General features: G+C 72.9%; 24 protein-coding genes and 2 pseudogenes. 12 read left to right on the forward strand and 14 right to left on the reverse strand.

The window, feature by feature from the left end; all coding sequences use genetic code 11:
- Positions 1–259: 259 nt before the first annotated feature.
- The 5 genes from AC4IHM_RS01720 (at position 260) to AC4IHM_RS01740 (ending at position 5,104) form a co-directional block, all read left to right on the forward strand.
- Positions 260–1,270 (forward strand): Ppx/GppA family phosphatase, encoded by a 1,011-nt coding sequence (locus tag AC4IHM_RS01720; RefSeq protein WP_490865296.1) that lies wholly within the window; start codon positions 260–262, stop codon positions 1,268–1,270.
- Positions 1,271–1,459: 189 nt separating this feature from the next.
- Positions 1,460–2,491: an iron-containing redox enzyme family protein gene (locus tag AC4IHM_RS01725; protein WP_490865297.1), complete on the forward strand. Its 1,032-nt coding sequence runs from the start codon at positions 1,460–1,462 to the stop codon at positions 2,489–2,491.
- Between the two features lie 12 nt (positions 2,492–2,503).
- The gene (locus tag AC4IHM_RS01730) at positions 2,504–3,166 is read left to right on the forward strand and encodes a HemK2/MTQ2 family protein methyltransferase (RefSeq protein ID WP_490870734.1); all 663 of its coding nucleotides are present in this window, start codon (positions 2,504–2,506) and stop codon (positions 3,164–3,166) included.
- Positions 3,147–3,431 carry a CDGSH iron-sulfur domain-containing protein gene (locus AC4IHM_RS01735; RefSeq protein ID WP_490865298.1) on the forward strand — a complete coding sequence of 95 codons (285 nt, stop codon included), beginning with the start codon at positions 3,147–3,149 and terminating at the stop codon, positions 3,429–3,431. Before AC4IHM_RS01730 ends, AC4IHM_RS01735 begins: the two co-directional genes overlap by 20 nt.
- 503 nt (positions 3,432–3,934) lie before the next feature.
- Entirely contained in the window at positions 3,935–5,104 is a 1,170-nt protein-coding gene (locus AC4IHM_RS01740) for a lactate 2-monooxygenase (protein ID WP_490865299.1), read from the forward strand.
- A gap of 72 nt (positions 5,105–5,176) precedes the next feature.
- On the opposite strand, the gene AC4IHM_RS01745 is transcribed toward AC4IHM_RS01740, so the two are convergent.
- From AC4IHM_RS01745 to AC4IHM_RS01755, 3 genes are all read right to left on the reverse strand, one after another.
- Positions 5,177–6,790, reverse strand: coding sequence for an RICIN domain-containing protein (locus AC4IHM_RS01745; RefSeq protein WP_490865300.1), 1,614 nt, complete (start codon positions 6,788–6,790; stop codon positions 5,177–5,179).
- 365 nt (positions 6,791–7,155) lie between these two features.
- The gene (locus tag AC4IHM_RS01750) at positions 7,156–7,533 is read right to left on the reverse strand and encodes a toxin Doc (RefSeq protein ID WP_490865301.1); all 378 of its coding nucleotides are present in this window, start codon (positions 7,531–7,533) and stop codon (positions 7,156–7,158) included.
- Positions 7,534–7,536: 3 nt separating this feature from the next.
- On the reverse strand, positions 7,537–7,785 hold the full coding sequence (locus AC4IHM_RS01755; protein ID WP_490865302.1) for a hypothetical protein: 249 nt from the start codon (positions 7,783–7,785) through the stop codon (positions 7,537–7,539).
- Between the two features lie 219 nt (positions 7,786–8,004).
- Here AC4IHM_RS01755 and AC4IHM_RS01760 point away from each other — a divergent pair.
- Together AC4IHM_RS01760 and AC4IHM_RS01765 are read left to right on the forward strand one after the other, a co-directional pair.
- Positions 8,005–10,395: pseudogene (locus AC4IHM_RS01760) on the forward strand (SpoIIE family protein phosphatase).
- 111 nt (positions 10,396–10,506) lie between these two features.
- Positions 10,507–11,181, forward strand: coding sequence for a DUF4232 domain-containing protein (locus tag AC4IHM_RS01765; RefSeq protein ID WP_490865303.1), 675 nt, complete (start codon positions 10,507–10,509; stop codon positions 11,179–11,181).
- A 16-nt stretch (positions 11,182–11,197) separates the two neighbouring features.
- Here AC4IHM_RS01765 and AC4IHM_RS01770 read toward each other — a convergent pair.
- The 4 genes and pseudogenes from AC4IHM_RS01770 to AC4IHM_RS01785 all read right to left on the reverse strand — a co-directional run bounded on the left by AC4IHM_RS01770 (position 11,198) and on the right by AC4IHM_RS01785 (position 14,259).
- Positions 11,198–12,167 (reverse strand): annotated as a pseudogene (locus tag AC4IHM_RS01770) (aldo/keto reductase).
- Positions 12,168–12,244: 77 nt separating this feature from the next.
- Entirely contained in the window at positions 12,245–12,787 is a 543-nt protein-coding gene (locus AC4IHM_RS01775; RefSeq protein ID WP_490865304.1) for a flavoprotein, read from the reverse strand.
- Positions 12,788–12,824: 37 nt separating this feature from the next.
- Positions 12,825–13,025 carry a ferredoxin gene (locus tag AC4IHM_RS01780; RefSeq protein ID WP_490865305.1) on the reverse strand — a complete coding sequence of 67 codons (201 nt, stop codon included), beginning with the start codon at positions 13,023–13,025 and terminating at the stop codon, positions 12,825–12,827.
- Between the two features lie 13 nt (positions 13,026–13,038).
- Complete coding sequence (locus tag AC4IHM_RS01785; RefSeq protein ID WP_490865306.1) at positions 13,039–14,259, reverse strand: cytochrome P450; 1,221 nt, start codon at positions 14,257–14,259, stop codon at positions 13,039–13,041.
- A gap of 378 nt (positions 14,260–14,637) precedes the next feature.
- Between AC4IHM_RS01785 and AC4IHM_RS01790 the strand changes: the two genes are divergently transcribed.
- The 3 genes from AC4IHM_RS01790 (at position 14,638) to AC4IHM_RS01800 (ending at position 16,739) form a co-directional block, all read left to right on the forward strand.
- Positions 14,638–15,087: a nitroreductase family deazaflavin-dependent oxidoreductase gene (locus AC4IHM_RS01790; RefSeq protein WP_490865307.1), complete on the forward strand. Its 450-nt coding sequence runs from the start codon at positions 14,638–14,640 to the stop codon at positions 15,085–15,087.
- Between the two features lie 263 nt (positions 15,088–15,350).
- Positions 15,351–16,376 (forward strand): glutathione S-transferase family protein, encoded by a 1,026-nt coding sequence (locus AC4IHM_RS01795; RefSeq protein ID WP_490865308.1) that lies wholly within the window; start codon positions 15,351–15,353, stop codon positions 16,374–16,376.
- A gap of 54 nt (positions 16,377–16,430) precedes the next feature.
- The gene (locus AC4IHM_RS01800) at positions 16,431–16,739 is read left to right on the forward strand and encodes a DUF4235 domain-containing protein (protein ID WP_490865309.1); all 309 of its coding nucleotides are present in this window, start codon (positions 16,431–16,433) and stop codon (positions 16,737–16,739) included.
- Positions 16,740–16,781: 42 nt separating this feature from the next.
- On the opposite strand, the gene AC4IHM_RS01805 is transcribed toward AC4IHM_RS01800, so the two are convergent.
- Both AC4IHM_RS01805 and AC4IHM_RS01810 read right to left on the reverse strand, forming a co-directional pair.
- Complete coding sequence (locus AC4IHM_RS01805) at positions 16,782–17,177, reverse strand: VOC family protein (protein ID WP_490865310.1); 396 nt, start codon at positions 17,175–17,177, stop codon at positions 16,782–16,784.
- A gap of 77 nt (positions 17,178–17,254) precedes the next feature.
- On the reverse strand, positions 17,255–17,719 hold the full coding sequence (locus AC4IHM_RS01810) for a pyridoxamine 5'-phosphate oxidase family protein (RefSeq protein WP_490865311.1): 465 nt from the start codon (positions 17,717–17,719) through the stop codon (positions 17,255–17,257).
- A 291-nt stretch (positions 17,720–18,010) separates the two neighbouring features.
- Here AC4IHM_RS01810 and AC4IHM_RS01815 point away from each other — a divergent pair, with 291 nt between their 5' ends.
- Positions 18,011–19,042 (forward strand): 7-epi-alpha-eudesmol synthase, encoded by a 1,032-nt coding sequence (locus tag AC4IHM_RS01815; protein ID WP_490865312.1) that lies wholly within the window; start codon positions 18,011–18,013, stop codon positions 19,040–19,042.
- Positions 19,043–19,096: 54 nt separating this feature from the next.
- On the opposite strand, the gene AC4IHM_RS01820 is transcribed toward AC4IHM_RS01815, so the two are convergent.
- From AC4IHM_RS01820 to AC4IHM_RS01840, 5 genes are read right to left on the reverse strand one after another with little or no spacing between them, the layout of a single operon-like run.
- A complete protein-coding gene (locus AC4IHM_RS01820; RefSeq protein WP_490865313.1) occupies positions 19,097–20,344 on the reverse strand; it encodes a cytochrome P450 in 1,248 nt (415 codons plus the stop codon).
- Complete coding sequence (locus AC4IHM_RS01825) at positions 20,341–20,946, reverse strand: GTP-binding protein (RefSeq protein ID WP_490865314.1); 606 nt, start codon at positions 20,944–20,946, stop codon at positions 20,341–20,343. Before AC4IHM_RS01825 ends, AC4IHM_RS01820 begins: the two co-directional genes overlap by 4 nt.
- Entirely contained in the window at positions 20,927–21,298 is a 372-nt protein-coding gene (locus AC4IHM_RS01830) for a DUF742 domain-containing protein (RefSeq protein ID WP_490865315.1), read from the reverse strand. The genes AC4IHM_RS01825 and AC4IHM_RS01830 overlap by 20 nt, the downstream gene beginning before the upstream one ends.
- Positions 21,295–21,705, reverse strand: a complete 411-nt coding sequence (locus AC4IHM_RS01835; protein ID WP_019327713.1) for a roadblock/LC7 domain-containing protein — start codon at positions 21,703–21,705, stop codon at positions 21,295–21,297. The genes AC4IHM_RS01830 and AC4IHM_RS01835 overlap by 4 nt, the downstream gene beginning before the upstream one ends.
- 5 nt (positions 21,706–21,710) lie before the next feature.
- The gene (locus AC4IHM_RS01840; RefSeq protein ID WP_490865316.1) at positions 21,711–23,492 is read right to left on the reverse strand and encodes a sensor histidine kinase; all 1,782 of its coding nucleotides are present in this window, start codon (positions 23,490–23,492) and stop codon (positions 21,711–21,713) included.
- 403 nt (positions 23,493–23,895) lie between these two features.
- Here AC4IHM_RS01840 and AC4IHM_RS01845 point away from each other — a divergent pair, with 403 nt between their 5' ends.
- Positions 23,896–24,837, forward strand: a complete 942-nt coding sequence (locus tag AC4IHM_RS01845) for an NADP-dependent oxidoreductase (protein ID WP_490865317.1) — start codon at positions 23,896–23,898, stop codon at positions 24,835–24,837.
- The last annotated feature ends 60 nt before the right edge of the window (positions 24,838–24,897 follow it).

Here is a 24,897-nt window from a genome sequence, read left to right on the forward strand (position 1 = left end):
TGGTACGCACGCGCCGGACCGGGCGTTCAATCGCGGGCCGAACCGGTGTTCAATCACGCCCCGATCCGACACTCCGTCACGCCCGACCTGACGACCCGTCACGCTCGACCTGACGACCCGTCATATCCCGGCCCCGTTCTTCACCGAGCCGCTGTGATGCAGCCTGCTGGTGGTGGTCGCCGCCGCGTAGGAGCGGTTCGCGCACCGCCGTTGAGCCGGGGACCGTTGAACCGGCGCACAAATGGGTACATGCGCCTTCATGCGGATCAGCGTGGTGGATGTGGGGTCGAACACGGTCCGGCTCGTGGTGGCGGACGCGGAGGGCGGTGTCCCGCTGCCGGTCCACACCGCGAAGTGGCGGCTGCGGCTGTCGGAGCAGGTCAAGCCGGGCGGCCCGGTCCCCGACGAGGCCGTGGAACGACTCGTGGCGGCGGTCGCCGACGCGAACAGGACCGCGGAGCGGTGGGGGGCGTCCGGCCCGCCGGCCTTCGCGACCGCCGTGGTGCGCGCCGCCCCGAACCGCCGGGAGGTCCTGCGCGCCGTCCGTGCCGGCACCGGCGTGGAGCTGTGCACCCTGCCGGGCGAGCTGGAGGCCGAGCTGACCTTCCTCGCGGCCAGGCGCTGGATGGGCTGGCGGGCGGGGCCGCTCGCCCTGCTGGACATCGGCGGCGGCTCGCTGGAGGTCGCCTTCGGGCGCGGGCGGCTGCCCGGCTTCGTGGCGTCGCTGCCGCTGGGCGCGGCCCGGCTGACCCACGAGTTCCTCGCGGGCGGCCAGGACCCGCCGCGGCTCGAACAGGTCCGGGCGCTGCGCCGCAGGGTGCGCCACCAACTGCGGGACGCCGCCGCGCGGATCCGCTGGGAGGGACCGCACACCGCGGTGGCCACCTCGCGGACGTTCCAGCAGTTGGGCCGGTTGTGCGGGGCCCCGCCGGGCCGTCACGGGCCCTTCGTGGAACGGCGGATGCGCTGCTCCGACCTGGGCGACGCGGCCGGTCGGCTGGCCGCCCTCTCCGCCGCCGAGCGGGCCCTGCTGCCGGGCATCTCCGCACCGCGCGCGGCCCAGAGCCTGGCCGGGGCGCTGGTCGGGCACACCGCGATGAAGCTGACCGGCCTGAAGTCGGTCACGCTCTGCCCCTGGGCGATCCGGGAGGGTGTCCTGCTGCGCCACATCGAGGACGGCCCGTCGTGGTGGGCCGAGGTCGCCCGCCGCAGCGACGAGGCCGCTCCCCCGGCCCCGGTGCCCCTGCGCCTCGCGTCCACGTCGGGCTGACCGGGCCGGACCGGGTGAGCGGGAAAAGACCTTCCGCCCCAGGAGGGCGACCGCGCCCGGACGCGTGACCCGGAGCCGGACGAGGAGCGCCGGCGCCGGGACGGGGGACGCCGCGTCGCCCAACACCCGCGCCCGGCGGGACTCCGCGCGGCCGGGGGTGCCACGGCCCCGGCCGGGTACTCGCCGCGCATGGAGTACGACCGCGAAGGACCACAGCTGCCGACCGCCAGGGGACCGCTCTCCGCCGCCGTCGGCGCCCATCTGCGCGGGACCGGCCCGCTGCCCGGCCCGGCGGCCACAGCCGCGGCGCCGGTGTACGGCGACGATCTGCAGCTCGCCCTGTACCAGTGCTACGAGCTGCACTACCGGGGCTTCTCCGGGGTCTCCCCCGACCTGGAGTGGGACCCCGACCTGCTGCGCACCCGGGCCGCCCTGGAACGCCGCTTCCTGGCCGCCCTGCGCGAGGACACCGAGGTCCACGGCAGCGTGCCGGAGGCGGTGGGGGCGCTGCTCGTCGAGCCCGTCGACGGCGGTGGTGTCAGCCACTTCCTGCGGGACGAGGGCGAGTTGTGGCACCTGCGCGAGTACGCGGCGCAGCGTTCCCTGTACCACCTGAAGGAGGCCGACCCGCACGCGTGGGTGCTGCCGCGGCTGTGGGGGCGCGCGAAGGCGGCGATGGCGGCGGTGGAGTTCGACGAGTACGGCGGCGGCCGTCCCGACCGGGTGCACGCCGGCCTGTTCGCCGACCTGATGAGGGACCTGGGCCTGGAGACGACGTACGGGCGCCATCTCGACGCGGCCTCCGCCGAGTGCCTGGCCACGGTGAACATGATGTCCCTGTTCGGCCTGCACCGGGCGCTGCGCGGCGCCCTGGTGGGCCATTTCGCGGCGGTCGAGATCACCTCGTCGCCCGGTTCCCTGCGGCTCGCGGAGGCGATGCGCCGTACCGGTGCCGGGCCCGCCGCCGAGCACTTCTACGACGAGCATGTCGAGGCCGACGCGGTGCACGAGCAGATCGTGCGGCACGACGTGATCGGCGGGCTGCTGGAGGAGGAGCCGTGGCTCGCGGCGGATGTCGCCTTCGGCATCGACGCCACCGGTCATGTCGAGGACCGTTTCGGCGCCCGGCTGCTGGCCGACTGGCGGGCCGGGCGGTCGTCCCTGCGTACACCGTTGCCGGCGGCGCTCCACGGCCTTAGCGAAATTTCCGATATTTCCTGATGGCCGGGGTACCTGGGTGCCGTGAATTTCTTGGTGCTTCCGGGCGTCTACGCCCCACAGGAGGACACCGCCCTGCTGGCCGGGGCGCTGTCCGACGAGTCGCTCCGTCCGGGCGCGGCCGTGCTCGACGTGGGTACCGGCACGGGCGCTCTCGCCCTGGCGGCGGCCCGGCGGGGCGGCCGGGTGACCGCGGTGGACGTGTCGTGGCGCGCGGTGTGCGCCGCCCGGCTGAACGCCGCACGGGCCGGGCTGCCGATCCGGGTGCGGCACGGCAACCTCTTCACGCCCGTACGCGGTGAGTCGTACGACCTCGTCCTGGCCAATCCCCCGTACGTGCCGGCACCGGTCGGCGGCCGGGAGCCGCGGGGCGCGTCCCGGGCGTGGGACGCGGGCCACGACGGGCGGCTGGTACTGGACCGGATCTGCGGACAGGTGCCGGACCTGCTGCACCCCGGTGGTGTGCTGCTGCTGGTGCAGTCGGCGCTCAGCGATCCGGGGCGGACCGTGGGGCATCTGCGCGGGGCGGGTCTGAAGGCCGCGGTGACCCGGCGGCAGCGGATCGCGTTCGGCCCCGTGGTACGCGGCCGGGAGCGCTGGCTGCGCCGGCGCGGGCTGCTGTCCCTGGCCGAGAGCGAGGAGGAGTTGGTGGTCGTCCGTGCCGAACTCCCCGTCTGACCCGCCGCCCGACCAGCCGTACGGCTCTCCGTCCGGCCCGCCCCGCGCGTCCGCGTCTCCGCGCCGGATCAAGGTGCAGCGCCGGGGGCCGCTGCTGGTGGAGGGCCCGGTGGAGGTGGAACTGGAGGACGGCACGACGGTGTCCTCCGACCGCTTCCGGGTCGCCCTGTGCACCTGTCGCCGCAGCCGGCGCTACCCCTGGTGCGACACCAGTCACCGGGCCAGGTCGTCCGGCCCGCGGGACGGTCGGGACGCGAAGGGCTGACCCTTTGGTCCGGGAGGGCGGCGGACGGCCCCACTCCGTCCGCCGCCCCCGGTGCGGGACCGCGGGATCCGTGGGGCGGCGCTCGCACTCCCCAGTGGCGAGCCGCCGGTCACCCTGTACGGCCGGGCGGTCCCGGTCCCTCGGAACGTGAAGACGCGCGCGCTTTCCGCGTTCCTCACGCATTCGTGGGCGAAGGCGTGTTCGTACGAGGCGCGAGTCTGCCGAGTCGGTCGCCGGAACTCATCTCGACCCCATGCGTTTCGGTAACCTTGCGTATTGAATCAGTGGCGTGAAGTCACGATATCTGAACGTGCCAAGTCCGGAACAGGGCGGTTCTTGATCGTTCAGTGCGGCGCGAACTGGCCGGATGGCGTGATCCGCGCGTTCGCCAATAGGCCTGAAACATCCCTGAAACACGCCTGTCCACCCGGCCGGCCGGTCCTGGTATACCCGCGGGTAAGGTGCTGGCGGCGCGAGCGCGACGACGGGATGCGGGGTGCGGGATGCCGAAGCACTGGGCGGACTTCCAGTACGAGATCTACCTGAACGGCATGACGGGCGCCGTGCCCCGGCTGCCCACCGACCTGACCCGGCTGGAGCGGCTCACCGAACGGCGGCTGGGGCCCGGCCCCGTGGGCTATGTCGCGGGCAGCGCGGGTGACGGCAGCACCGCGCGCGCCAACCGGGCGGCCCTGGAGCGGCGCCGGATCGTCCCGCGCATGCTGCGGGACGTGCGCGAACGCGACCTCTCCGTCGAGGTGCTGGGCCGTCCGCTGCCCGCCCCGCTGGCACTGGCGCCGGTCGGCGTGCTGTCGATCATGCATCCGGACGCGGAGCCGGCCGCCGCCCGCGCCGCCGCCGCGCAGGGCGTGCCGTACATCCTGTCCTCGGCGTCCAGCACGCCGATGGAGCAGGTGGCCGAGGCGATGGGCGACGCCGAGCGCTGGTTCCAGCTGTACTGGCCGAAGGACCGCGAGGTGGCCCGCAGCTTCCTGGACCGGGCGAAGGCGGCCGGGTACGGCGCGCTGTTCGTCACGCTGGACACCCCGCTGCTGTCCTGGCGCCCGCGCGATCTCGACCGGGCCTATCTGCCGTTCCTGCACGGGGTGGGCACCGCCAACTACTTCTCCGACCCGGCGTTCCTGGCCGGTCTCGCGAAGCCGGTGCACGAGGATCCGAACGCGGCGGTCATGCACTTCGTCGGCATGTTCGCCGATCCGGGCAAGTCCTGGCCGGACCTGGCGTTCCTGCGGGAGAACTGGGACGGTCCGATCGTCCTCAAGGGCGTCCTGCACCCGGACGACGCCCGGCTCGCCGCCGACGCCGGAATGGACGGCGTGGTGGTCTCCAACCACGGCGGGCGCCAGGTGGCCGGTTCCGTCGCGGCGGCCGACGCCCTGCCGCGGGTGGTGGAGGCGGTCGGCGACCGCCTCACCGTGCTGTTCGACAGCGGGGTCCGCACCGGCGACAACGTCTTCAAGGCGCTCGCGCTCGGCGCGCGGGCGGTGCTCCTCGGCCGCCCCTACGTCTACGGTCTCGGCCTGGACGGACAGGCGGGCGTCGAGCACGTGATCCGCTGCCTGCTCGCCGAACTCGACCTCACCCTGGCCCTGTCCGGGCACGCCTCACCCGGCGCCCCCGGCCCCGCCGACCTCGTCGAGGACCCGGTGTGAGGGGTCGCGGGGCCGTCGTCGTGGGCGGAGCGCCGCCGGGTCCCGGCCTGCCCCGGGCGCGACCCGGGTCCGTCAGCTGCCCGGCAGGTCCACGGTCCGCGTGTTCGGGGCGGCGGTGTCGGCGATCGACAGGGAGCCGTCCGCGGTCGGCACCGGGTCGGCCCGCCAGCGCTGGATGTCGGAGCGGTCCAGCACCTTGACGACTATGTCGGCGTCCGGGGCGGCGGCGGTGGCGGCGAGGGCGAGCTGCCGCTGCCCGCGCGGCACCAGTTCCCCCTCGCGGGTCAGGTCGTAACGCACGTCGTCGCCGCGCCCGGTGCCCTCGTCCGCGCAGGTGCCGAGGACGACGACCCCGGCGTCCGCCCGGGAGTCCAGGCACAGACCCGGGTCGGCGACGCTGCGCAGCAGCCCGTCGTCCTCGTAGTTCCACCGCTGGGTCCAGGCCTCGGAGCACGCCGCCAGCCGGGTGCCCGTCCCGGCCTTCGGCTCGCCCCGGACATCGAGGCACAGGTCCGCGGCGACATTGCGCAGCCGGGTGCGGTCCGCGGCCGTGGGCAGCGCCGCCGCGCCCGGCGCCTTCGGGCGGCTCGTCGCGGAGGTCTCGCCGTCCTTGCCGACGGCGCTGGTGGAGGCGGCCGGGTCGGCGCCGCCGCCGTCGTACGACCACACGCTCACCACGAGCACGATGGCCAGCACCCCGGCCGAGGCGGCGCCGAACTGCCTGAGCACCGAGCGGCCGGAACGGGGCCGGCCCGGCCCACGGCGCACGGGCACGGGAATCCGGGCCAGCAGACCGGGGCGGGGACGCCCGCCGCGGTGCCGGGCGGCGCCCTTGGCGAGCGCACCGAGCGTGGCGCGGGCCGGACGGGAGTCGAGATAGCGCCGGGCGCCCCAGCCGAGCACCGCTTCCGCGATCAGCGTGCCCAACTCCCGCTCGAAGTGGCCGAGTTGGTCGGCGGCGTGCCGACAGTGCCGACAGTCCGCCAGATGCTTGCGGACATCCGGCAGCAGGGCGCCGCCCCGGCGGATCGGCACGTCGAGGAGGCGGCTGTGGAAGCGGCAGTCCTCACTCGGCGCGAGCTGCCTATGGGCGTGCAGACAACCTTCGCGGAATTTCTCACGCGCTTGTTCGAGGGTGGCCGACGCGGTGTCGGTATCCATCCCGAGCAGACCGGCGGGCACGCTTATGGGCTCGCCCTCGACCTCCGTGTGCCACAGCAAACAACGGGCCGGGCCGGGAAGGGAGGCGAAAGCCCGCGCGGCGAGCGTGCGGTTTTCCGGAGTCAGGGACTTGGCCGCCCGCATACCACGTCCGCCGGCGGGTTTGAGCAACTGCGGCAGAACGCCGGATATCTCGTCGTCCCCGGACCACTGCCTGACCGTGTCGCGCACGGCCACCAGCAGTCGCGGACGCAGCGCCGTGGCCGGCTCGCCCTGGGCGAGCCGCTGGAGCACCCGGTGCCAGGCGGCCGCCGTGACCATGGCGGTGACCTGGGCCGACGTGGCAAGACAGATGGTCGCGTAGTCGTGCGCGGACTGCCAGTGGCGCGCCATCAGCAACGCGGCGGACTGCGTGGCCACACTCTCCGGGCCGTCCCGGAGCCGCGCGGCCAGGGACTCGTCGGACTCCCCGGGACCCCCGCCGGAGGGCGGGTACGCGGGTCGAGGGGGGTGGGGGGTGGGCACTGAGATGGTTCCTTCCCACGCGCATGTGGCTCAGAAGTTCCGGTCGCCGAAAAGGAACCACGGATTGGTGTGTACCTCTTGGGCGCGGTGTGGGGAGCGTGAATTCGCCATGGCGAAATCGGACCTGGCTCATGAAGGCGCGTGCGAGACCCGGCCTTTACTCCCCGCACGGGTGCTTCACTCTCGCACAAACCACTCATGGTCAACAAGGCGAGCGGGCAACCTCGGCCCCCGTTTGAAAGAAGGTCAGATTTCGCGGCAACTCACGGGGCTCACAGCGGCTTTTCACTTTCTCCACACGCCTTGTGTGAATCACGGCCCGCGCCGGCGCCCCCGAACACGCCCTCCGGCGCCCGCGTCCGGCCTCAGATCTGCCAGGACCGCAACCGGTCGGCCGCGCCGTAGACATCGGTCTTGCCGGACATCAGGTCACGTGCGAGGTCGACCAGGGCGCCGTAGGGCGGGTCGATGCCGACGTCGCTGGCGAACATGTAGGCGACGGCCGTCGCGCAGGCGAAGCGGGCGTTGGCCGAGGGCAGCGGCTTGAGCACGGTGAGCGTGTGCAGCAGGGCGGCGGCCCGCCAGGCCGGGTCGGAGTCCACCCCGAGGCGGGGCGGGTCGACGCGGTGCCGGGCGACGGCGGCGACCAGCGCGGAGAAGTCGTTGATGGTGGGCTGCTCCGGCAGCACTTCCTCGTGGCGCTGGAGCAGCCAGGGCACGTCGATGCGCAGGGCCGGTGCCATGGGTCAGGCGACCCGCCCCTCGCCCCTGACGGGCGGTGGTTCGTCGTCGGGAAAGGCGGCCGCGAACTCGTCGGCGTGGGAGGAGAAGAACCGGCGGAACGCCTCCGCCCCCTCCTGGAGCGCCCGGTGCCTGGCGATGTCGGCGGCGGCGGCCTCCCGCACGAGCGCCTTCATCGACGTGCCGCGTTCCTTGGCGATCTCCCTGAGATCCTCGATCTCGCGGTCGCTGAACTCCACGTTCAGAGCTGGCATGCCCTCACGGTACCGCTCGGGTACTGACCCGTAAATTTCCGCAGCTCACAACCGTGACCCGGCGGTACCGCGACGGCCGGCGGCCGGGCGGTCGGCGCCGGTCCGCCGCGGCGGGCCCGCGGGCCGGGTCGGTTCGGGTCCACGCGAAGCCCGGACGCATTAGGCTGGGACCCAGGTGACGCGCTGTTCACTGTGAGTGTGCGCAATGGAGTGGCGACGATGAGTCCGGTCAACCCGTTCGACGATGCCGCCACGGCCCGCGTCGTCGTCGACGACTCCGGCACCTTGCGGGAGTGGAACGAAGGCGCCCGCAGGCTGCTGGGGCACCCGGCGGCGGATGTCGTGGGGCGCCCCGCCGCCGGCCTGCTGGCCGACTGGGGCGACAGCGCGTCCTCCCCGGTCCTCCCGGTACCGACGCCGAACGGTGGAGCGGCACCCTGGCGCTGCGCCACCGCGACGGGCACACCGTGTCGGTGTGGTTGCTCGCGCACCGCAGGGCGTCGGCGAACGGCGCCCCGGGCACGTGGTTCGCCGCCGCCCCGCTGGAGCACGGTCCCGACCCGCGCCACGACCCACTGGTCAGGGCGGCCCTCAGCCAGTCCCCGTGCGCCACGATCATCTTCGACGACCGGCTCCTGGTGCGCGGGGTCAACGACGCCATGGCCGAGTTGCTCGAACTCCCGCCCGAGCGTCTGCGCGGTCTGCGCCTCAGCGACATCAACGACCGGCCGCACAACGCGGACCTCGAACGGGACATGCGGCGCGTCCTGGCCTCCGGCCGCCGGTACGACACGCGGACCCGCCTCAGAACCGTGGGCGAGAGCCGCGCCCACGCGTGGAACGCCCGTATCGCACCGCTCGTCGACGCCGACGGCCGGGTGGGCGGCGTGTGCGTGAGCGCCCACGACCTCACGGAGCAGTACCTCGCCCAGGAGCGGCTGCAGCTGGTCAACGAGGCCAGCGTGCGCGTCGGCAGCACACTCAACGTCACCCGTACGGCTCAGGAGCTTGCGGACGTGTGCGTTCCCGCGCTCGCCGACTTCGTGAGCGTCGACCTGCTGGACCCCCTGGAGCACGGCGGTGAGCCCGCCACCGTGCTCGAACCGCCGGTCGCCCTGCGCAGGACGGCCCACCGGTCGGTCGCCCCGCACACCCAGGAGGCGGTGACCGAGATCGGGCAACTGGACGTCTACCCGGCCGGCTCGCCCCAGGCCGAGTGTCTGATCTCGGGGCGTGCGATCGTGGCCGCGACGGCCTCCGGCGACCTGCAACGCCGGCTGGAATGGGACCCCGTCCGCCTCGGACTGGTCAAGCAGTACGGCATCCACTCCACGATGTCGGTTCCGCTCCAGGCCCGCGGCACCACCCTCGGCGTCGCCGTCTTCACCCGGTTCCGGCACCCGCGCCCCTTCACGCACGACGACGTGCTGCTGGCCGAGGAGGTCACCGCCCGCGCCGCCGTCTGCATCGACAACGCCCGCCGCTACTCCCGCGAGCGCGAGGCCACCCTGACCCTCCAGCGCAGCCTGCTCCCCCGGTGGCTGCCGCCCACCGCCGCGGTGGAGGCGGCCTCCCGCTATCTCCCGGCCGCCCGCTCGGGGATCGGCGGCGACTGGTTCGAACGTCATCCCGCTGTCCGGGATGCGGGTCGCCATGGTCGTCGGGGACGTCGTCGGGCACGGCATCCAGGCCTCGGCCACCATGGGCCGGCTGCGCACCGCCGTCCGCACCCTCGCCGACATCGACCTGGCCCCCGAGGAACTGCTCACCCACCTCGACGACCTGGTGGTCCGGCTGTCCGAGGAGTCGGGCGACGAGAGCACGGGCGAGGTCGGCGCCAGTTGCCTGTACGCGGTGTACGACCCGGTCTCGCGGCGCTGCGCGCTGGCCCGCGCCGGGCATCCGGCGCCCGTCCTGGCCGCGCCGGACGAACCGCCCCGGCAGATCGAGCTGCCCTCGGGTCCGCCCCTTGGCGTGGGCGGGCTGCCCTTCGAGTCGGTCGAACTCGAACTGCGCGAGGGCAGCGTGCTGGCGCTGTACACCGACGGGCTGGTCGAGAGCCGGGACCAGGACGCCGACACCGGCCAGGCGTTGCTGCGCGAGGCGCTGGCGGACCCCGCCGACTCGCTGGACGCCGCCTGCGACCGCGTGCTGCGCACCGTCCTTCCCTCGGGCAGCACGGCCGACGACGTGGCGCTGCTGCTGGCCCGTACCCGGGGCCTGCCCGCCGGACAGGTCGCCACCTGGGACATTCCCGCCGACCCGTCGCTGGTGGCCCCCGTGCGCAAGCAGGCCCTGGACCAACTGTCCGCCTGGGGCCTGACGGACGCGTCCTTCACCGCCGAACTGGTGGTGAGCGAGCTGGTCACCAACGCCATCAGGTACGGCTCCCCGCCGATCCGGCTGCGGCTGATCCACGACACGTCCACCCTGATCTGCGAGGTCGCCGACACCAGCCACACCGCGCCGCATCTGCGCCGGGCCCGGACCTGGGACGAGGGAGGGCGCGGTCTGCTGCTGGTGGCCCAGCTCACCCAGCGCTGGGGCAGCAGGCACACCGCCGAGGGCAAGACGATCTGGGCGGAGCTGGGGCTGCTCGACGAGGAGTGAATCCTCCCCCGTTTCCTGGCCCCACGACGGGACACCCGGCAACACTGGGCGTACGGTGCCGCCGCATCGCGGGCCGTACGCGAGAACTTTGACGGGAGTGGTGGAAAAGCGATGGCGAACACGTCCCCACCGGTACGCCGAACCGCCCTGCTGACGAGCGCGGTCGCGCTCCTCGGCCTGGTGGCCGCCTGCGGCAGCGAGAGCGGCGCGTCGAGTGCCCCGCAGACGCCCGCCGGGGCCGCGAGCACGACGAGCACGACCGGTCCGGAGGCCGACAGCGGCGCCGGTACCGCGACCGCCGACGCGCCGGCGGTCGGCGCCGCGCCCAGTGACACCGCCGGATCCGCCTCCGCGTCCGCCCGCAACGACGGCCGTTGCCACACCTCGGAGTTGCGCGCCTCCGTCGGCCGCCTCGACCCGGGGGCCGGACAGCGCAACTTCCCGGTCGTCCTGACCAACACCTCCGAGCGCACCTGCACGCTGCACGGCTATCCGGGCGCCGCCTTCGTGGACGCGTCCGGCAGGCAACTGGGCCCGGACCCCGAACGCGCGCCCGGCTCACCGGAGACGGTCACGCTGACCCCGGGGAAGAGTTCGTGGGCCGGGCTGTCGTTCTCCAGCCCGGAGATCAGCGGCGCCCGCACCGCCACCCCGGCGGCGCTGCTCGTCACCCCGCCGGACGAGCGCGAGCCGCTCAAGGTGACCTGGAAGGCCGGTGAGGTCCCGGTGGGCGGCAACGCGTCGTCGGTGTCCGTCTCCGCCCTGGAACCGGGCACGGCCCCGTGAGGAGTCGCGTCCCGGATCAGTGCCCGGCGACGGGGTGCGGGGCGTAGGGCCGCTCAAGCTCCTCGATCTCCTTCTCGGTGAGCGTCAGTTCGAGCGCCGCCACGGCGTCCTCGATGTGGCGGGGCTTCGACGCGCCGACGATCGGCGCGCTCACCAGGTCGTGGTGCAGCAGCCAGGCCAGCGCCACCCGGGCGCGGGGGACGCCGCGGTCGCCCGCGATGCGGGTGACGGCCTCGACCACGGCGCGGTCGCCCTCCCGGTAGAGGGTGCTGCCGAAGTTGTCGTTGGCGCTGCGCTCGGTGGCGGTGTCCCAGTCGCGGGCGAGCCTGCCGCGGGCCAGCGGGCTCCACGGCAGCACGCCGACGCCCTGGTCCGCGCAGAGGGGCAGCATCTCGCGCTCCTCCTCGCGGTAGAGGAGGTTGTAGTGGTTCTGCATGGACACGAATGTGGTCCAGCCGTGCCGCTCGGCGGTGTACTGGGCCTTGGAGAACTGCCAGGCGTACATCGAACTGGCCCCGATGTAGCGGACCTTGCCCGCCTTCACCAGGTCGTGCAGGGCCTCCATCGTCTCCTCGACCGGGGTGTGCGGGTCGTAGCGGTGGATCTGGTAGAGGTCGACGTAGTCGGTGCCCAGGCGCGCGAGGCTGTGGTCGATCTCGGTCATGATCGCCTTGCGGGACAGTCCCGCGCCGTTGGGTCCTGGCCGCATCCGGCCGTTCACCTTGGTCGCCAGCACGATGTCGTCGCGCCTGGCGAAGTCGCGCAGCGCCCTGCCGACGATCTCCTCGCTGGTGCCGTCGGAGTAGACATTGGCCGTGTCGAAGAAGGTGATGCCGGCCTCCAGCGCCTGCCGGATCAGCGGACGCGAGGCCTCCTCGTCGAGGGTCCACTCGTGGGTGCCGCGGTCGGGAACGCCGTAGGTCATGCAGCCCAGGCAGATCCGCGAGAACGTCCAGGCCCGTCGAACCGAGCTTCACGTACTCCATCGTTCCTGCTCCTGTCTTCGGGATCGTCACCGTCCCTGGGAGCGTACGTCTTCGCGTGGGCTCGAACCCGGGGCGGGTCAGCCCTGTTCGAGCAGGTCCAGGGCCCGCTCCCAGCGGAACTCCGGGCGTCCGCCGTCCTCGGCCGGCTCACCGGCGCACGGGTCGCCGAAGCGCACGCCCATCGCGCGCAGCCGTGTCAGGCTCTCCCGGTAGGCGGGGTGGGAGGCGAGGGCGCCGGACACGCACGGCAGGACGGCGACGGGCACGCCGAGGCCGCAGGCCTCGCACAGAGTGGCCACGGCGAGGGTGTCGGCCAGGCCCGCGGCCCATTTGTTGACCGTGTTGAAGGTGGCGGGCGCGACCACGACGGCGTCCGGCGCGGGGAAGGGCCGCGGAGCGCCGGGGCGGCGCCAGGCGGACCGGATGGGGCGGCCGGTCCGCGCCTCGACCGCGGCCGTGTCGAAGAAGCCGTCCATGGCGACCGGGGTCGCGAGGACACCGACCTCCCAGCCCCGTTCCCGCGCGGCGCTGATCAGCGTGCCGACGCCCGAGGCCACACCGGCGGCGCAGACGACGACGTAGAGGAAGGGGCGCGCGGCGTTCCGGGGCTGTTCGCTCACCCCGGAACCCTACTGAACGGCTCCGCGGGGGCCGGTGTCAGGACACTCGCTCGGACACCGTGATGGCGCCGACGGGGCAGGCTCGGGCCGCCTCCCGTACCAGAGGGCTGCCGCCGCCGTCCTCGCGGCCGGGCCACAGTGTGCTGTAGCCGTCGTCGTCCTGGGTGAACACCTCCGGGGCGGTCAGGGCGCACTGGCCCGCGCCGATGCAGGTGTCCTTGTCGATGCCGATGCGCATGTCCGGCACCCCCTTACCAGGTCACGGGGAGTTCCAGCATCCCCTGGATCGTGTCGCCGGGTTTGAAGGGGATCTCCTGCGCCGGGACGGCCAGACGCAGCGCGGGCAGCCTGTCGAAGAGGGTGCGCAGGGCGATCTCCAGCTCGGCGCGGGCCAGGTTCTGGCCGAGGCACTGGTGGATGCCGAACCCGAAGGCGACGTGGTGGCGGGCCGGGCGGTGCCAGTCGAGGGCGTCCGGCTCGGGGTAGACCGTCTCGTCGCGGTTGATGACGGAGGTCGAGAAGACGACCCCGTCGCCGGCCCGGATGACCTGCCCGTCCACCTCGATGTCCTCGGTCGCCAGCCGCATCAGCGCGTCGGCGATCGACAGCAGGCGCATCAGCTCCTCGACCGCGCCGGGCAGCAGCGCGGGGTCCTCGCGCAGCTCGGCCAGCCGCCGGGGATTGGCCAGGAGGGTGAAGGTGCCCAGCGAGATCATGTTGGCGGTCGTCTCGTGGCCCGCGATCAGCAGGATGACCGCCAGTGCGACCAACTGCTCGCGGTCGACGGCTCCCTCGCTCTGCTGACGCCGGACCAGGTCGTCCAGCAGGCCCTCGCCGGGAGCCCGCTCCTTGCGGTCGATCAGCTCCCCGAGATACGCCTCCAGCCGGTCCCGGGCCAGCCGGGTGTCGGCGGGCTCGGGACCGCGCAGCAGCCGGCGGGACTGTTCCTCGAAGAACTCGTGGTCGGCGTAGGGGACGCCGAGCAGGGCGCAGATCACCATCGAGGGCACGGGCAGCGCGAAGGCCGACACCAGTTCGGCGGGCGGGCCCTGCGCGATCATCGCGTCGAGCCGTTCGTCGACGATCCGCTGGATGCGCGGGCGCAGGGCGGCGGCGCGTTTGAGGGTGAACTCGGGGAGCACCATCCTGCGCTGGGTGCGGTGCTCGGGGTCGTCGACGCCGAGCAGGGCGGTCGTGCGGCCGCGGACCGCGGCGAGGCGCGCCGAGGTGGCGGGGAAGCCGTCGCGGGTGCGGTCGGTCGACAACCGCTGGTCGGTCAGCAGTCGGCGGGCGGTGGCGTGTCCGGTCACCAGCCAGACCGGGCGGCCGTCGAAGAGGGTGACCCGGGTCAGCGACCGGGCGGCGCGCAGCGGGTCGTAGGCGGCGGGCGGGCGGTAGGGGCAGGTCCGGTCCTGCGGGAAGGCGAGCAGTCGCGTCGTGTCAGGGTCGGTGTCCGTGTCCGTGTCCGTCATGGAAGACCTCGCAGACGAAGGGTGCGGCGTGCCGATCTTCATTAGATGCCTCGGGCATCCATATGACGACACCGAGTTCGGCCAGATCGGTGGCGGGGGTCAAGTGGCCGGGTATCGCCCCACGAGAGCCGACGGGGCCGGTCCGGCGCGGCCCGCGCACGGCGGATGTGGCGCGATAGGGCGGCCCGGTGGGGGCCGCGGTCTGCCGGATCTCGCCGGACCCGCGCCGTCCCGGCCGTCGGCCGGGTCCGCCCGGTCCCGGTGTCCGCGCGGCCGCCGGGATTCACGGGCCGGATGGGGTAGGGATGGAATCCGCACCGGTCGGTGTTGCACCGCGGTGCGGTCAGCCGTACGACACGACGATGGACGGATGCACACATGCCTCTCAAAGGCGAGTACGAACCCAGCCCGGAGCAGTGGGTGCGCGAACAGGTCGAGCTGTATGAGGGCTCGGGCGGCACCAAGGGCACGACCTTGCAGGACACGGGCCTGCCCGTGATCGTGCTGACCACCCGGGGCGCGCGCAGCGGCAAGCTCCGCAAGACGCCGCTGATGCGCGTCGCGCACGACGGCCGTTACGCCGTGGTCGCCTCCAAGGGCGGGGCCCCCGAGCACCCGGTCTGGTATCACAACATCAAGGCCGATCCCCATGTGGAGTTGCAGGACGGTCCGGTGAAGCAGGATCTGACGGCCCGTGAGGTCACCGGTGCGGAGAAGGCCGAGTGGTGGGAGCGTGCCGTCGCGGCGTTTCCGCCGTACGCCGACTACCAGAAGAAGACGGACCGGGAGATCCCGGTGTTCGTCCTGGAACCGGCCGACGGGAGCTGACCCGGGCGGGCGCAGGCCCACCGGATCGGCGTACGCGAGAATTTCCCGGACCGGCGCGCATGTTCGCGCGCCGGCCGGGAACGCGTGGCTCGGGCCCCGCCGCGTTCCCCCGTCGCGGCGGGGCCTTCCGCCTTCTCCCGCCCCGTCCCGGCCCGGCGACGCCGATGTGGCCCGTACCCGCCTTGTGGGTGGCTCACCAGTGCCGGGAGCGGAAAACGGGGAACGCCTCTACGAGGACATTCGAACGGCGGGAAGGCGGGCTCATGAACGGCGACGACGGGACGCCCGGCAACAGCGGCTACGGGAAGAAGGCGTTCAAGCGGTCGCGGAGCCACTTCGCGGACCGGATCACGGCGGACGGCCGGGACGGCTGGCCGGTGGAGCCCGGCCGCTACCGGCTGGTGGTGAGCCGTGCCTGTCCGTGGGCGAGCCGGGCCCTGGTCTCGCGGCGGCTGCTCGGTCTTGAGGACGCCCTGTCGCTGGCGGTCACCGACCCCATCCAGGACGACCGCAGCTGGCGGTTCACCCTGGACCCGGACGGCCGTGACCCGGTCCTCGGCATCCGCTACCTCAGCGAGGCCTACGACCGGCGGGAGAGCGGCTACCCGGGCGGGGTGAGCGTGCCCGCGGTCGTGGACGTGCCCAGCGGGAAGCTGGTCACCAACGACTATCAGCAGATCACCCTGGATTTCGCGACCGAGTGGACGTCCCTGCACCGGCCGGGCGCGCCCGACCTGTATCCGCACTCCCTGCGCGACGAGATCGACGAGATGATGGCGGGCGTCTACGAGGACGTCAACAACGGCGTGTACCGGGCGGGCTTCGCGACCGGCCAGAAGGAGTACGAGGCCGCGTGCGCCGGCGTGTTCCGGCGCCTGGAGTGGTTGACGCCCCGGCTGGAACGGCAGCGCTACCTGGTCGGCGACACGATCACGGAGGCGGACATCCGGCTGTTCACGACGCTGGTCAGGTTCGACTCCGTCTACCACGGTCACTTCAAGTGCAACCTCTGGAAGCTGACGGAGAACCCGGTGCTGTGGGGGTACGTCCGCGACCTGTTCCAGACGCCCGGGTTCGGGGACACCGTCGACTTCGACCACATCAAACGGCACTACTACCAGGTGCACACCGGTATCAACCCGACCGGCATCGTGCCCCTGGGCCCGGACCTGTCCGGCTGGCTCACTCCCCATCACCGGGAGGAGCTGGGCGGCCGGCCGTTCGGCGACGGGACACCGCCCGGACCGGTCCGCGCCGAGGAGGAGGTACCCGTGCGGGGCAGGCCCTGACCCCGGTCACCTCGGCGCACGGCGTACGACCGCTACCGCACACCAAGCAAGGAGATGCACGTGGCCAGGAAGAAGAAGAAGAAGCTCCCGCTCGCCTACAAGCCCGTCGGCTTCGCGCTGGGCTGGCTGGGCGGCACGCTGGCCGGGCTGGCGTTCCGGCGGACGTGGAAGCTGCTGCGGCACGAGGACGACGCGCCCGACGCGCTCGACCCGGACCGCGGCTGGGGAGAGATCCTGCTGGCCGCCGCGGTCCAGGGCGCCATCTTCGCCGCCGTGCGCAGCGCCGTGGACCGCACCGGCGCCAAGGCCATCGAGCGCTCGACCGGTGTGTGGCCGGTCGGCGAGAAGGGCGGGCGGGACTGACCCGCACCCGGACGGCGCCCCCTCCCCCGCCGCCGGCACCCCCTATCCCTGCTTGGGCGCCGTCGGCACGGCGGACCGGCGCAGGGTGAAGGAGTGGCCCGCCGGGTCGCAGAAGCCGCGCTCCTCGTGCGGGCCCGCCGGGTCCCTCGCCTCCACCGTGCGCCCCCCGAGTCCCACGATCGCGCGCTCGGCCTCGTCGAGGTCCTCCGCCACGAACTCCAGGTGCGTCTGGAGGGAGTTCTCGGGGCGGGGCCAGCTCGACGGGGTGGCGTTGGCGTCCCGGCGGAAGGCCAGGCGGAAACCGCGCGGGCCCTCGATCTCGATCCGGTTGGCGGCCACGTCGGTCTCCTCCGCGCCCAGCAGCCCCTTGTAGAACTCGGCGAGCTTCTCGGGCTCGGCGCAGTCGAGCACCACGACGCCCGCGTTGACCAGTGCCATGTCTCCTCCGAAGGGTTCCGGGCGCGGGCGTCGATGTCCCGCGCCCCGTACCTTGCGGATGTCCCGGACCGGCCGATTCAGTCGATGGGCAGCCACCGGCCGCCGCGCATCAGCTCGCGTCCGGGGATCTCGTTGGCCTCGCGCCAGGCCTGGACGCGCTGTGGGAGGACCCGGAAGTACAGGTAGGGCGTGGCAAGCCGGCGCGGGTCGAAGCCGGTCTTGGCCGCGAACAACTCGGCGTCCTGCTCGGGAAGTTCGACGGGCTCCACGGCCTCGACCGTGCCCTCGACCAGCACCACGTCGCGGGTCGGTCCGACGGCGACGCGCGCCCTGCCGCCCGCTGCCAGGTTCCGTCCGGTGGCACTGCCGGCGGGCGTGGCGAAGAGCAGGTAGGACCCGTTCCACAGAAAGGACAGGGGGACGAGGTGGGGCACCCCCGAGGTACCGTCCGCCGTGGCCACCCAGGCGTCCTCGTCGTGGTCCAGGCGGTGCAGGGTGTCGTGCTTGCGCTGTGCGGCGCTGCGCGCGGGCTGCGGGGTCATCGGCGAGGGGTCTCCTGACGCTTCGTCATGATCGGTTGCCGTCGATGGTGCCACTGTGAACGCCGGCCGGGGCGGGCCACACGTGTGAATCTTCACGAGCCGTGCCGCTGCGGAGGAGTTACGAAGATCACCACCGCACACCGCCTAGATCATTTAGGGTCGGGGCAGCCTCGTAGCGCTTCGCGGTTCAACTCATGTCCCGGGGAGCCCAGTTCGAGTGTGCGGGCGGTCCGGTGACCGTCCGCTCGCAGGGCGGGGGGACTCTGCGTTCCGTCTCCCGAAAGGAAACACATGCCGCAGGACATCCGGTTCGACCTCCCCTTCGACACCCCGGTCAGCCCGCATCTCGCCCCCGCCCGTGACCGCCATCTGCGCTGGGTCCGGGAGCGGGGGCTGGTGCGCAGCAGCGCCGGATTCGAGGAGTACGAGTCCTGGGACCTCGCACAGGCCGCCGCCCGCACCTATCCCCACGCGTCGGCGGACGACATGGTCGTCCTGATGAACTGGTTCTCGCTGGCCTTCCTCTTCGACGACCAGTTCGACGCCGGCCGGCCCGACCGCGCGGAGCGCATAGCGGAGGTGGCGCGGGAACTCATCGCCACGCCGCTGCGTCCGGCGGGCACCCCGCCGCGGGTGGAGTGCCCCATCACGCTGGCCTGGGCGGAGGTCTGGGCGCATCTCTCGGATGGCATGTCCCTGACCTGGAGGTCGCGGTTCGCCGCCTCCTGGGGCCGGTTCCTGGTGGCGCACTGCGAGGAGGTCGACCTGGCCGCCCAGGGCCTGGCGGGCACGCTCGGGCTGGAGGACTACGCCGCCTTCCGGCGCCGTACGGTCGGCATCCACCACAGCATCGACGCGGGCGAGCGCAGCCGGGGCTTCGAGGTGCCGGCCGCGGCGATGGCGCATCCGCTGATGGAACGGATGCGGGACCTGGCCGCCGACACCATCGGGTTCATGAACGACATCCACTCCTTCGAGCGCGAGCGCCGCCGCGGCGACGGCCACAACCTCATCGCCGTCCTGCACCGGGAGCGGGACTGCTCGTGGCAGGAGGCCGCCGACGAGGCGTACCGCATGACCACCGTCTGCCTGGACGAGTACGTCGCCGTCGAGTCCCGGGTGCCGGACATGTGCGACGAGCTGGGTCTCGACGGCGACGAGCGGACGCGGGTGGGGATGGGCGTGGAGGCCATCCAGCACTGGATCAACGGCAACTACGAGTGGGCGCTGACCACCGGCCGCTACGCGGCGGCCAAGGAGGGCCCGGTGGCCACGGCGGAACTGGCCGGGCGCGGTTCGGTGGACGACCTGCTGAGCGTGTGAGACGAGCGCACCGCCCGACCGGAACTCCCGGTCGGGCGAGGGCGGTACGACGGGCTATACGGTGAACTCCACCGGCAGGCTGTCCAGTCGTGACTCCCAGGTGGAGGCCGTGGAGGTGAGGTCGGCCGGCGGCACCGCCAGGCGCAGGCCCGGCAGGCGGTGCAGCAGGACGTCGACGGCCGTCTCGATGATGCCCTGGCCGATGTTCTGCCCCGGGCACTCGTGGGGGCCCGCGCTGAAGGCCAGGTGCGAGGCGTTGCCCTGCACCGAGACGGCGCTGTCGGGGCGGATCTCGGGGTCGTGGTTGCCGGCCGCGAGCCCCAGTACGAGCAGGTCGCCCTCCTTGACCGGGCAGCCGCCCAGTTCCAGGTCGGCGGTGGCGAACCGGCCCGGCAGCACGGCGAGCGGCGGGGAGTTCCACATCACCTCCTCCACGACCGCGGACATGTTCAGCTGCCCGCTGACCAGGCCGGACAGCCGGGAGGTGTCGGTGAGGACGAGTTGCAGCGCGCGGGCCAGCAGGTTGCTGGTCGTGGTGTGGGCGGTGATCAGCACCAGGCGCAGGTGGTTGACGATCTCGTCCTCGTCGAGGCCGGAGTGGTGCTCGATGAGGCCGGAGGCGAAGTCGGACCCGGGCTCCGTGCGCTTGCGCTCGGCGAGTTCACCGAGGATGCCCATGATGCGCTCGTTGTGCGTGAGGGCGTCCGCGCCGCCCTTGATCACCTGCTTGCTGGACTCGACGAGGCTGCGCCCCTCGCGTTCGGCGAGTCCGAAGACACGGGTGAGCACCAGCATGGGCAGGTACTCGGCGAAGTCGGCCACCAGGTCGGCGCGGCCCGCGCCGGCGAACGCGTCGATCTGCCGGTTGGCGAAGTGCGTCACGTGGCGGCGGATGCCCCGGCCGGCGACGGCGTACAGATTGTCGGTGACCGCCCCGCGCAGCCTGCGGTGCGGTTCGCCGTCCTGGGAGACGCAGTCGGGGCGCCAGCCCACCATCTGCATCAGCGGGGAGGCCGCCTCGACCCGGCCTTCCCTGAAGTCCCGCCAGATCCGCGAGTCGCGGCTGAACTGCAGGGGGTTGTCCAGCACCCGCCGGTTCTCCCGGTACCCGAGCACCAGCCAGGCGGACACGTCCCCCTCCAGCAGTACCGGTGCGACCGACCCGTGCTCCGTCCGCAGCCGCGTGTAGATCTGGTGCGGGTCGGTGTCCGCCTCGGGGCCGTACAGCCGGGTGGCGCCCTCGCCGTGGGCGACGGGGCAGCCGCCGCCCGAGGGGGCGGACGGGGTCTGGTCGTCGTTCATCGGGGCTCCAGGGCGGCGGCCGAGCGGTCCTTGAGATGTCTTATCAGGGTGACCAGCACATCGCGGCTGGCGGTGCGGTCGCGGGCGTCGAAGGCGACGACCGGCGTGTTCGGGGGGATGTCGAGGGCGTCCCGGATCTCCTCGACCGGGTAGTCCCGGGAGTCGGGGAAGACGTTGAGCGCGATGACGAAGGGCACCTTCTGCCGCTCCATCTCCTCGATCGCCCGGAAACTGGACGCCAGCCGCCGGGTGTCCACCAGGACGACCGCACCGAGCGCGCCCTTGAACAGGCCGTTCCACAGGAACCAGAAGCGCTCCTGGCCCGGGGTGCCGAACAGGTACAGCATCAGCGTGTCGTTGAGGCCGATCTTGCCGAAGTCCAGACTGACCGTGGTCTGCGTCTTGTCGGCCACGCCGATGAGGTGGTCCACGTCGGCGCTGGCCTGGGTGAGGGTCTCCTCGGTGGTCAGCGGCTTGATGTCGCTGACGGAGCGGACCATGGTGGTCTTGCCCGTGCCGAAGCCCCCGGCGATCATCACCTTCACCGAGCGGGTGTCCCCGGCCGTCGGTGACCCCGGATGGTCAAAGCCTTTCAAGTCCACTGAGTACCTCCTCAAGGAGCGCGAGGTCGGGCCCGCGGCCGGCGTCGTGTGCCTGGATGGGATCGCGGGCCTCGACGCGGCCTGCCTGGAGCAGGTCGGACAGCAGCACCGCGAGAATGTTGAAGGGCAGGTGCAGGTGGGCACCCAGTTCGGCCACCGACAGCGGTTCGCGGCAGCGCCGGAGAATCTCCTCGTGCTCGTGCTGCATGCCCGGTAAGGGGACGGCGCGGGAGACGACCAGGGTCGCCACGTCGAGGGTGGACGCCGAACCGCCCGGCCCGCTGCGCCCTCCGGTGAGGACGTAGTAGCGCTCGAGACCGGACGGATCGGTCGGTCGGCGGGGAGCACTCATCCAGAGTGCTCCTCCTGGCGCGGGGTGGTGCCGAGGAGTTCACCCATCCGGCGGGCCAGGTCGCGCATCTGATGGCCGAGCAGGCCCTGGTCGAGGCCCTCGCGGGCGAGGACGCCGAGATAGGTCTCCAGGCCCGCGCGGACCACGAAGAGGTGTCCGCCGTCCACTTCGATCATCGCCAGCCGCAGTTGCCCGGCGTGCTGCGGGAACTGCTCGGCGACCGGCTGGGCCAGCGCCTGGAGGCCGGCCACCACGGCGGCGAAGCGGTCCACGTCGTCGGGGTCTTCGGCGCCGTAGGAGGTGATGGCCTTGCCGTCGCTGGAGGCCACGAGGGCGAAGCGGATCTCCTGGATGCTCTCCACAAGGTCGCGGAGCGCCCAGCTCACGTCGGTTCCCTGGTGCGTCATGGGGACTAGTCGCTCTCTTCAGTGCGGTGCTCGGTGGGCGTGCCACCGGTGGTCGGGTCGCGGGGGTCGGCGGTCTTCGCCGGCGGGGAGGCACCGGTCGCCGCGCCGCTCCCCGAGGGGGTCCCGGTTCCCGGTTCGCGTCCGGCGGTGGCGAAGGCGGCGAGACCGTCGAAGGAGGCGTCCGGCGGAACGGCCGAGACGGTGGCCCGGTCGGACCCCTCGGGCCGGTCGGCGTACGCGGCGGGGGCGAATGCCTGCCCGGCGTCCGGTTCGGTGCGCCTGCCGCGGCGCCGGGGCAGACCGCCCGGCGTGGTCTGCCCGGTGCCGTCGTCCTCGGGGGCCGGGTCGGCGGCGGGCCCGGCGTCCGGGAGCACGGCGGTGGCCGTGGCGGGCGCCGCGGTGTCGGAGGCGGCGGCCGGCGGTCCCTCCGGTGCGGTGGACGCCGCCGCGGGCAGCGGGCTGAAGTACTTGTGCGGTACGACGACCACGACGGACGTGCCCAGCCACGGCGAGTCCGCGAAGGTGACGCGGATGCCGTAGCGGCGGGCGAGGGCGCCGACGACGCGGAGTCCGATGTTGGCGTCCTCCGAGATGCCGCCGAGTCCCGGTCCCGGCGAGGTGCCCGCGAGGGCGTGTTCGGCCTCGCGCTTCTTCTCCTCGCTCAGTCCCTTGCCGGAGTCCTGGATCTCGATGCCGACGCCGTTGGGGACCTCCTTGCCGGAGACGACCACCGGCTCGGTGGGCGGCGAGTAGCGCGCGGCGTTGTCCAGCAGATGGGCGAAGATCAGCGTGAGGTGGTCCACCAGGCCGCCGTCGACGCCCAGTTCGGGCAGATGGCGCAACTGGACCCGGTGGAAGTCCTTGATCCGGCCGATGCCGCCGCGCATCACGCTGAGCAGCCGCTGCGGCTCCTGCCACTGCCGGCCGGGCCGGTCGGAGCCGCCGAGGACGCCGATGCTGGCGGCGAGGCAGTCGGCGGGGCCGATGGCCTGGTCGAGTTCCATCAGGCCCCGGGCGACGGCCGGCAGCCGTCCGTGCTCGCCCTGCAACTCGTGCAGGCGGCCACGGAGCTTGCTGGTCAGGACGTGGATGCGGTTGCCGACGCCGATGACGGCCTGTTCGGCGGAGGTCGAGCGGTCGAACTCCGCCTCGACGCCGATCAGCGCGGTTCTGAGGACCTTGCGCAGTTCGGCCCGCAGGTCGGCATCGGCCTTCGCGTACTGCTCGACGCCCGGCAGGATGTCGTCGATGGCGTCGCCCTCGCGCAGCCTGCGCATCGCGTCGGGCAACTGGTCGTCGGCGAGCCGGGTCACCGCGGCCAGTTGGTGGCTCAGCCGCTCCTGCCAGGCCTCGGCCTGCTCGGTGAGCTGTGCCTCGTACGTCGTGGCCCGCTCGGCCAGCCGGTCCTCGTAGGCCCGGGAGAGTTCCGCGAGCTGTGCCTCGTAGGTCTGTGCCTGCTCGGTGAGCTGCGCGTCCAGGTCGGCACGCTCGGCGGAGAACTTCCGTTCCAGGCCGGCCACGTGCTGCTGCCACTGCTGGGAGTTCTCGGCCCGCGCCGTGCGGTGCGCGTCCTCGGCCCGGCGCAACTGGGCGCGGGTGCGCAGCAGGAGGCGTACGCACACGGCGCCGGCCGCCGTCGCCGCGGCACCGGCGACGGCCACGGTTATTCGCTCCGAACTCATGAACGTGGCGGCTACCGTCCCGCCGCCCAGACCCAGTGGCATCAGCCACCAGCTGTACCAGGCGACAGGGGGCCGCGCCGCCGGTGGCGGAGTGGCGAGTTCCATCTGCATCCTTCGAAGCAAAACGATCGAACAGGGGGGATGTGCAAGGGGACCGCACTCATGAGTACGCACCGCCAGCCGACTCGTTCGCGATCGGGTCAACTCGCAGCGCCTTTCGGGAGCTTATCGGTTGTGATCGCTAAAAGATCAATTTCGCGGGCCGCCGGAAGTGAGGATTCCGTCACGACCCGACAGAAGGCCCGGGTTGGACAAATCCCCTGCCCCCCGGGGCACTTGGGAGTGTGCCGCGGAGGACGGGGCCGGGGCTCGCGGCCGCGGTGCGCGGGTGCCTGGGAGCACGGCCGCACGCTCCCCGGGGTGCCGTCCGGCCGGGGGAATGACACGATCTCGTCGGAGGTTGCAGATCGTGCCGTTGGAATCCCTTTTCCGAACTGCGAGGTTCTCGATGAACACCATGCGCGCCATCAGCCAGGACGTCTTCGGCGGCCCCGAGGTCCTGAAGGAGGTGACGGCCGAGCGCCCCGAGCCGCGCACGAACGAGGTACTGGTGCGGGTGCGCGCCTCCGGAGTGAACCCGACCGACTGGAAGCACCGGGCCGGCCGCGGGTTCCTCGGCCAGCCGCCCTTCGTGCTGGGCTGGGACGTCTCGGGCGTGGTGGAGGAGGTGGGGATCGGGGTCGCCGCGTTCCGGCCGGGCGACGAGGTCTTCGGCATGCTGTCCTACCCGTTCGACCACGGCTCCCACGCCGAGTACGTGACCGCCAAGGCGCGCACCTTCACCCACAAGCCGGCCGGCATCGACCACGTCCAGGCGGGGGCGCTCCCCCTGGTCTCGCTGACGGCGTGGCAGGCCCTGGTGGAGCGGGCGGACCTCCGGCCGGGACAGCGGGTGCTGATCCACGCGGCGGCGGGCGGTGTGGGCCATGTGGCGGTGCAGATCGCCAAGGCCCGGGGCGCCCATGTGATCGGCACCGCCAGCGCGGGCAAGCACGAGTTCCTGCGCTCCCTCGGGGCGGACGAGACCGTGGACTACCGCGAGACGGACTTCACCGAGGTGGTGAAGGACGTCGATGTCGTCCTGGACACGATCGGCGGCGACACGTCCGTGCGGTCGCTGCGCGTCCTGCGTCCGGGCGGGGTGGTGGTGTCGATCCTGCCGATCGGCTCGGACGAGTTCTACCAGGAGGCGGAGCGGCTGGGCGTGCGGGCGGTGCGCATGCTGGTCGACGCCGACCGGGCCGACATGCGGGAGGTCGCGGGTCTGGTCGAGTCGGGGAAGCTGCGGGCCACGATCGCGCGGACCTTCCCGCTGGCGGACGCGGCCGAGGCGCACGCGCTCGGCGAGACCGGCCGCACCACGGGCAAGATCGTTCTCGTGGTCGACTGAACGGCTCGGCCGGGCAGCCGACCGAACGGCTGCCCGGCCGCCGCGCCGACTCGGTTGTGA

It is taken from the genome of Streptomyces sp. SL06 (assembly GCF_058244745.1).

Excerpts from the sequence above, each read along its gene's own strand:
- AC4IHM_RS01720 (WP_490865296.1), top strand. The coding sequence starts at position 260 with ATGCGGATCAGCGTGGTGGATGTGGGGTCGAACACGGTCCGGCTCGTG.
- AC4IHM_RS01725 (WP_490865297.1), top strand. The coding sequence starts at position 1,460 with ATGGAGTACGACCGCGAAGGACCACAGCTGCCGACCGCCAGGGGACCG.
- AC4IHM_RS01740 (WP_490865299.1), top strand. The coding sequence starts at position 3,935 with ATGCCGAAGCACTGGGCGGACTTCCAGTACGAGATCTACCTGAACGGC.
- AC4IHM_RS01750 (WP_490865301.1), bottom strand. The coding sequence starts at position 7,533 with ATGGCACCGGCCCTGCGCATCGACGTGCCCTGGCTGCTCCAGCGCCAC.
- AC4IHM_RS01755 (WP_490865302.1), bottom strand. The coding sequence starts at position 7,785 with ATGCCAGCTCTGAACGTGGAGTTCAGCGACCGCGAGATCGAGGATCTC.
- AC4IHM_RS01765 (WP_490865303.1), top strand. The coding sequence starts at position 10,507 with ATGGCGAACACGTCCCCACCGGTACGCCGAACCGCCCTGCTGACGAGC.
- AC4IHM_RS01780 (WP_490865305.1), bottom strand. The coding sequence starts at position 13,025 with ATGCGCATCGGCATCGACAAGGACACCTGCATCGGCGCGGGCCAGTGC.
- AC4IHM_RS01785 (WP_490865306.1), bottom strand. The coding sequence starts at position 14,259 with ATGACGGACACGGACACGGACACCGACCCTGACACGACGCGACTGCTC.
- AC4IHM_RS01790 (WP_490865307.1), top strand. The coding sequence starts at position 14,638 with ATGCCTCTCAAAGGCGAGTACGAACCCAGCCCGGAGCAGTGGGTGCGC.
- AC4IHM_RS01795 (WP_490865308.1), top strand. The coding sequence starts at position 15,351 with ATGAACGGCGACGACGGGACGCCCGGCAACAGCGGCTACGGGAAGAAG.
- AC4IHM_RS01800 (WP_490865309.1), top strand. The coding sequence starts at position 16,431 with ATGCACGTGGCCAGGAAGAAGAAGAAGAAGCTCCCGCTCGCCTACAAG.
- AC4IHM_RS01805 (WP_490865310.1), bottom strand. The coding sequence starts at position 17,177 with ATGGCACTGGTCAACGCGGGCGTCGTGGTGCTCGACTGCGCCGAGCCC.
- AC4IHM_RS01810 (WP_490865311.1), bottom strand. The coding sequence starts at position 17,719 with ATGACCCCGCAGCCCGCGCGCAGCGCCGCACAGCGCAAGCACGACACC.
- AC4IHM_RS01815 (WP_490865312.1), top strand. The coding sequence starts at position 18,011 with ATGCCGCAGGACATCCGGTTCGACCTCCCCTTCGACACCCCGGTCAGC.
- AC4IHM_RS01820 (WP_490865313.1), bottom strand. The coding sequence starts at position 20,344 with ATGAACGACGACCAGACCCCGTCCGCCCCCTCGGGCGGCGGCTGCCCC.
- AC4IHM_RS01830 (WP_490865315.1), bottom strand. The coding sequence starts at position 21,298 with ATGAGTGCTCCCCGCCGACCGACCGATCCGTCCGGTCTCGAGCGCTAC.
- AC4IHM_RS01835 (WP_019327713.1), bottom strand. The coding sequence starts at position 21,705 with ATGACGCACCAGGGAACCGACGTGAGCTGGGCGCTCCGCGACCTTGTG.
- AC4IHM_RS01840 (WP_490865316.1), bottom strand. The coding sequence starts at position 23,492 with ATGGAACTCGCCACTCCGCCACCGGCGGCGCGGCCCCCTGTCGCCTGG.
- AC4IHM_RS01845 (WP_490865317.1), top strand. The coding sequence starts at position 23,896 with ATGAACACCATGCGCGCCATCAGCCAGGACGTCTTCGGCGGCCCCGAG.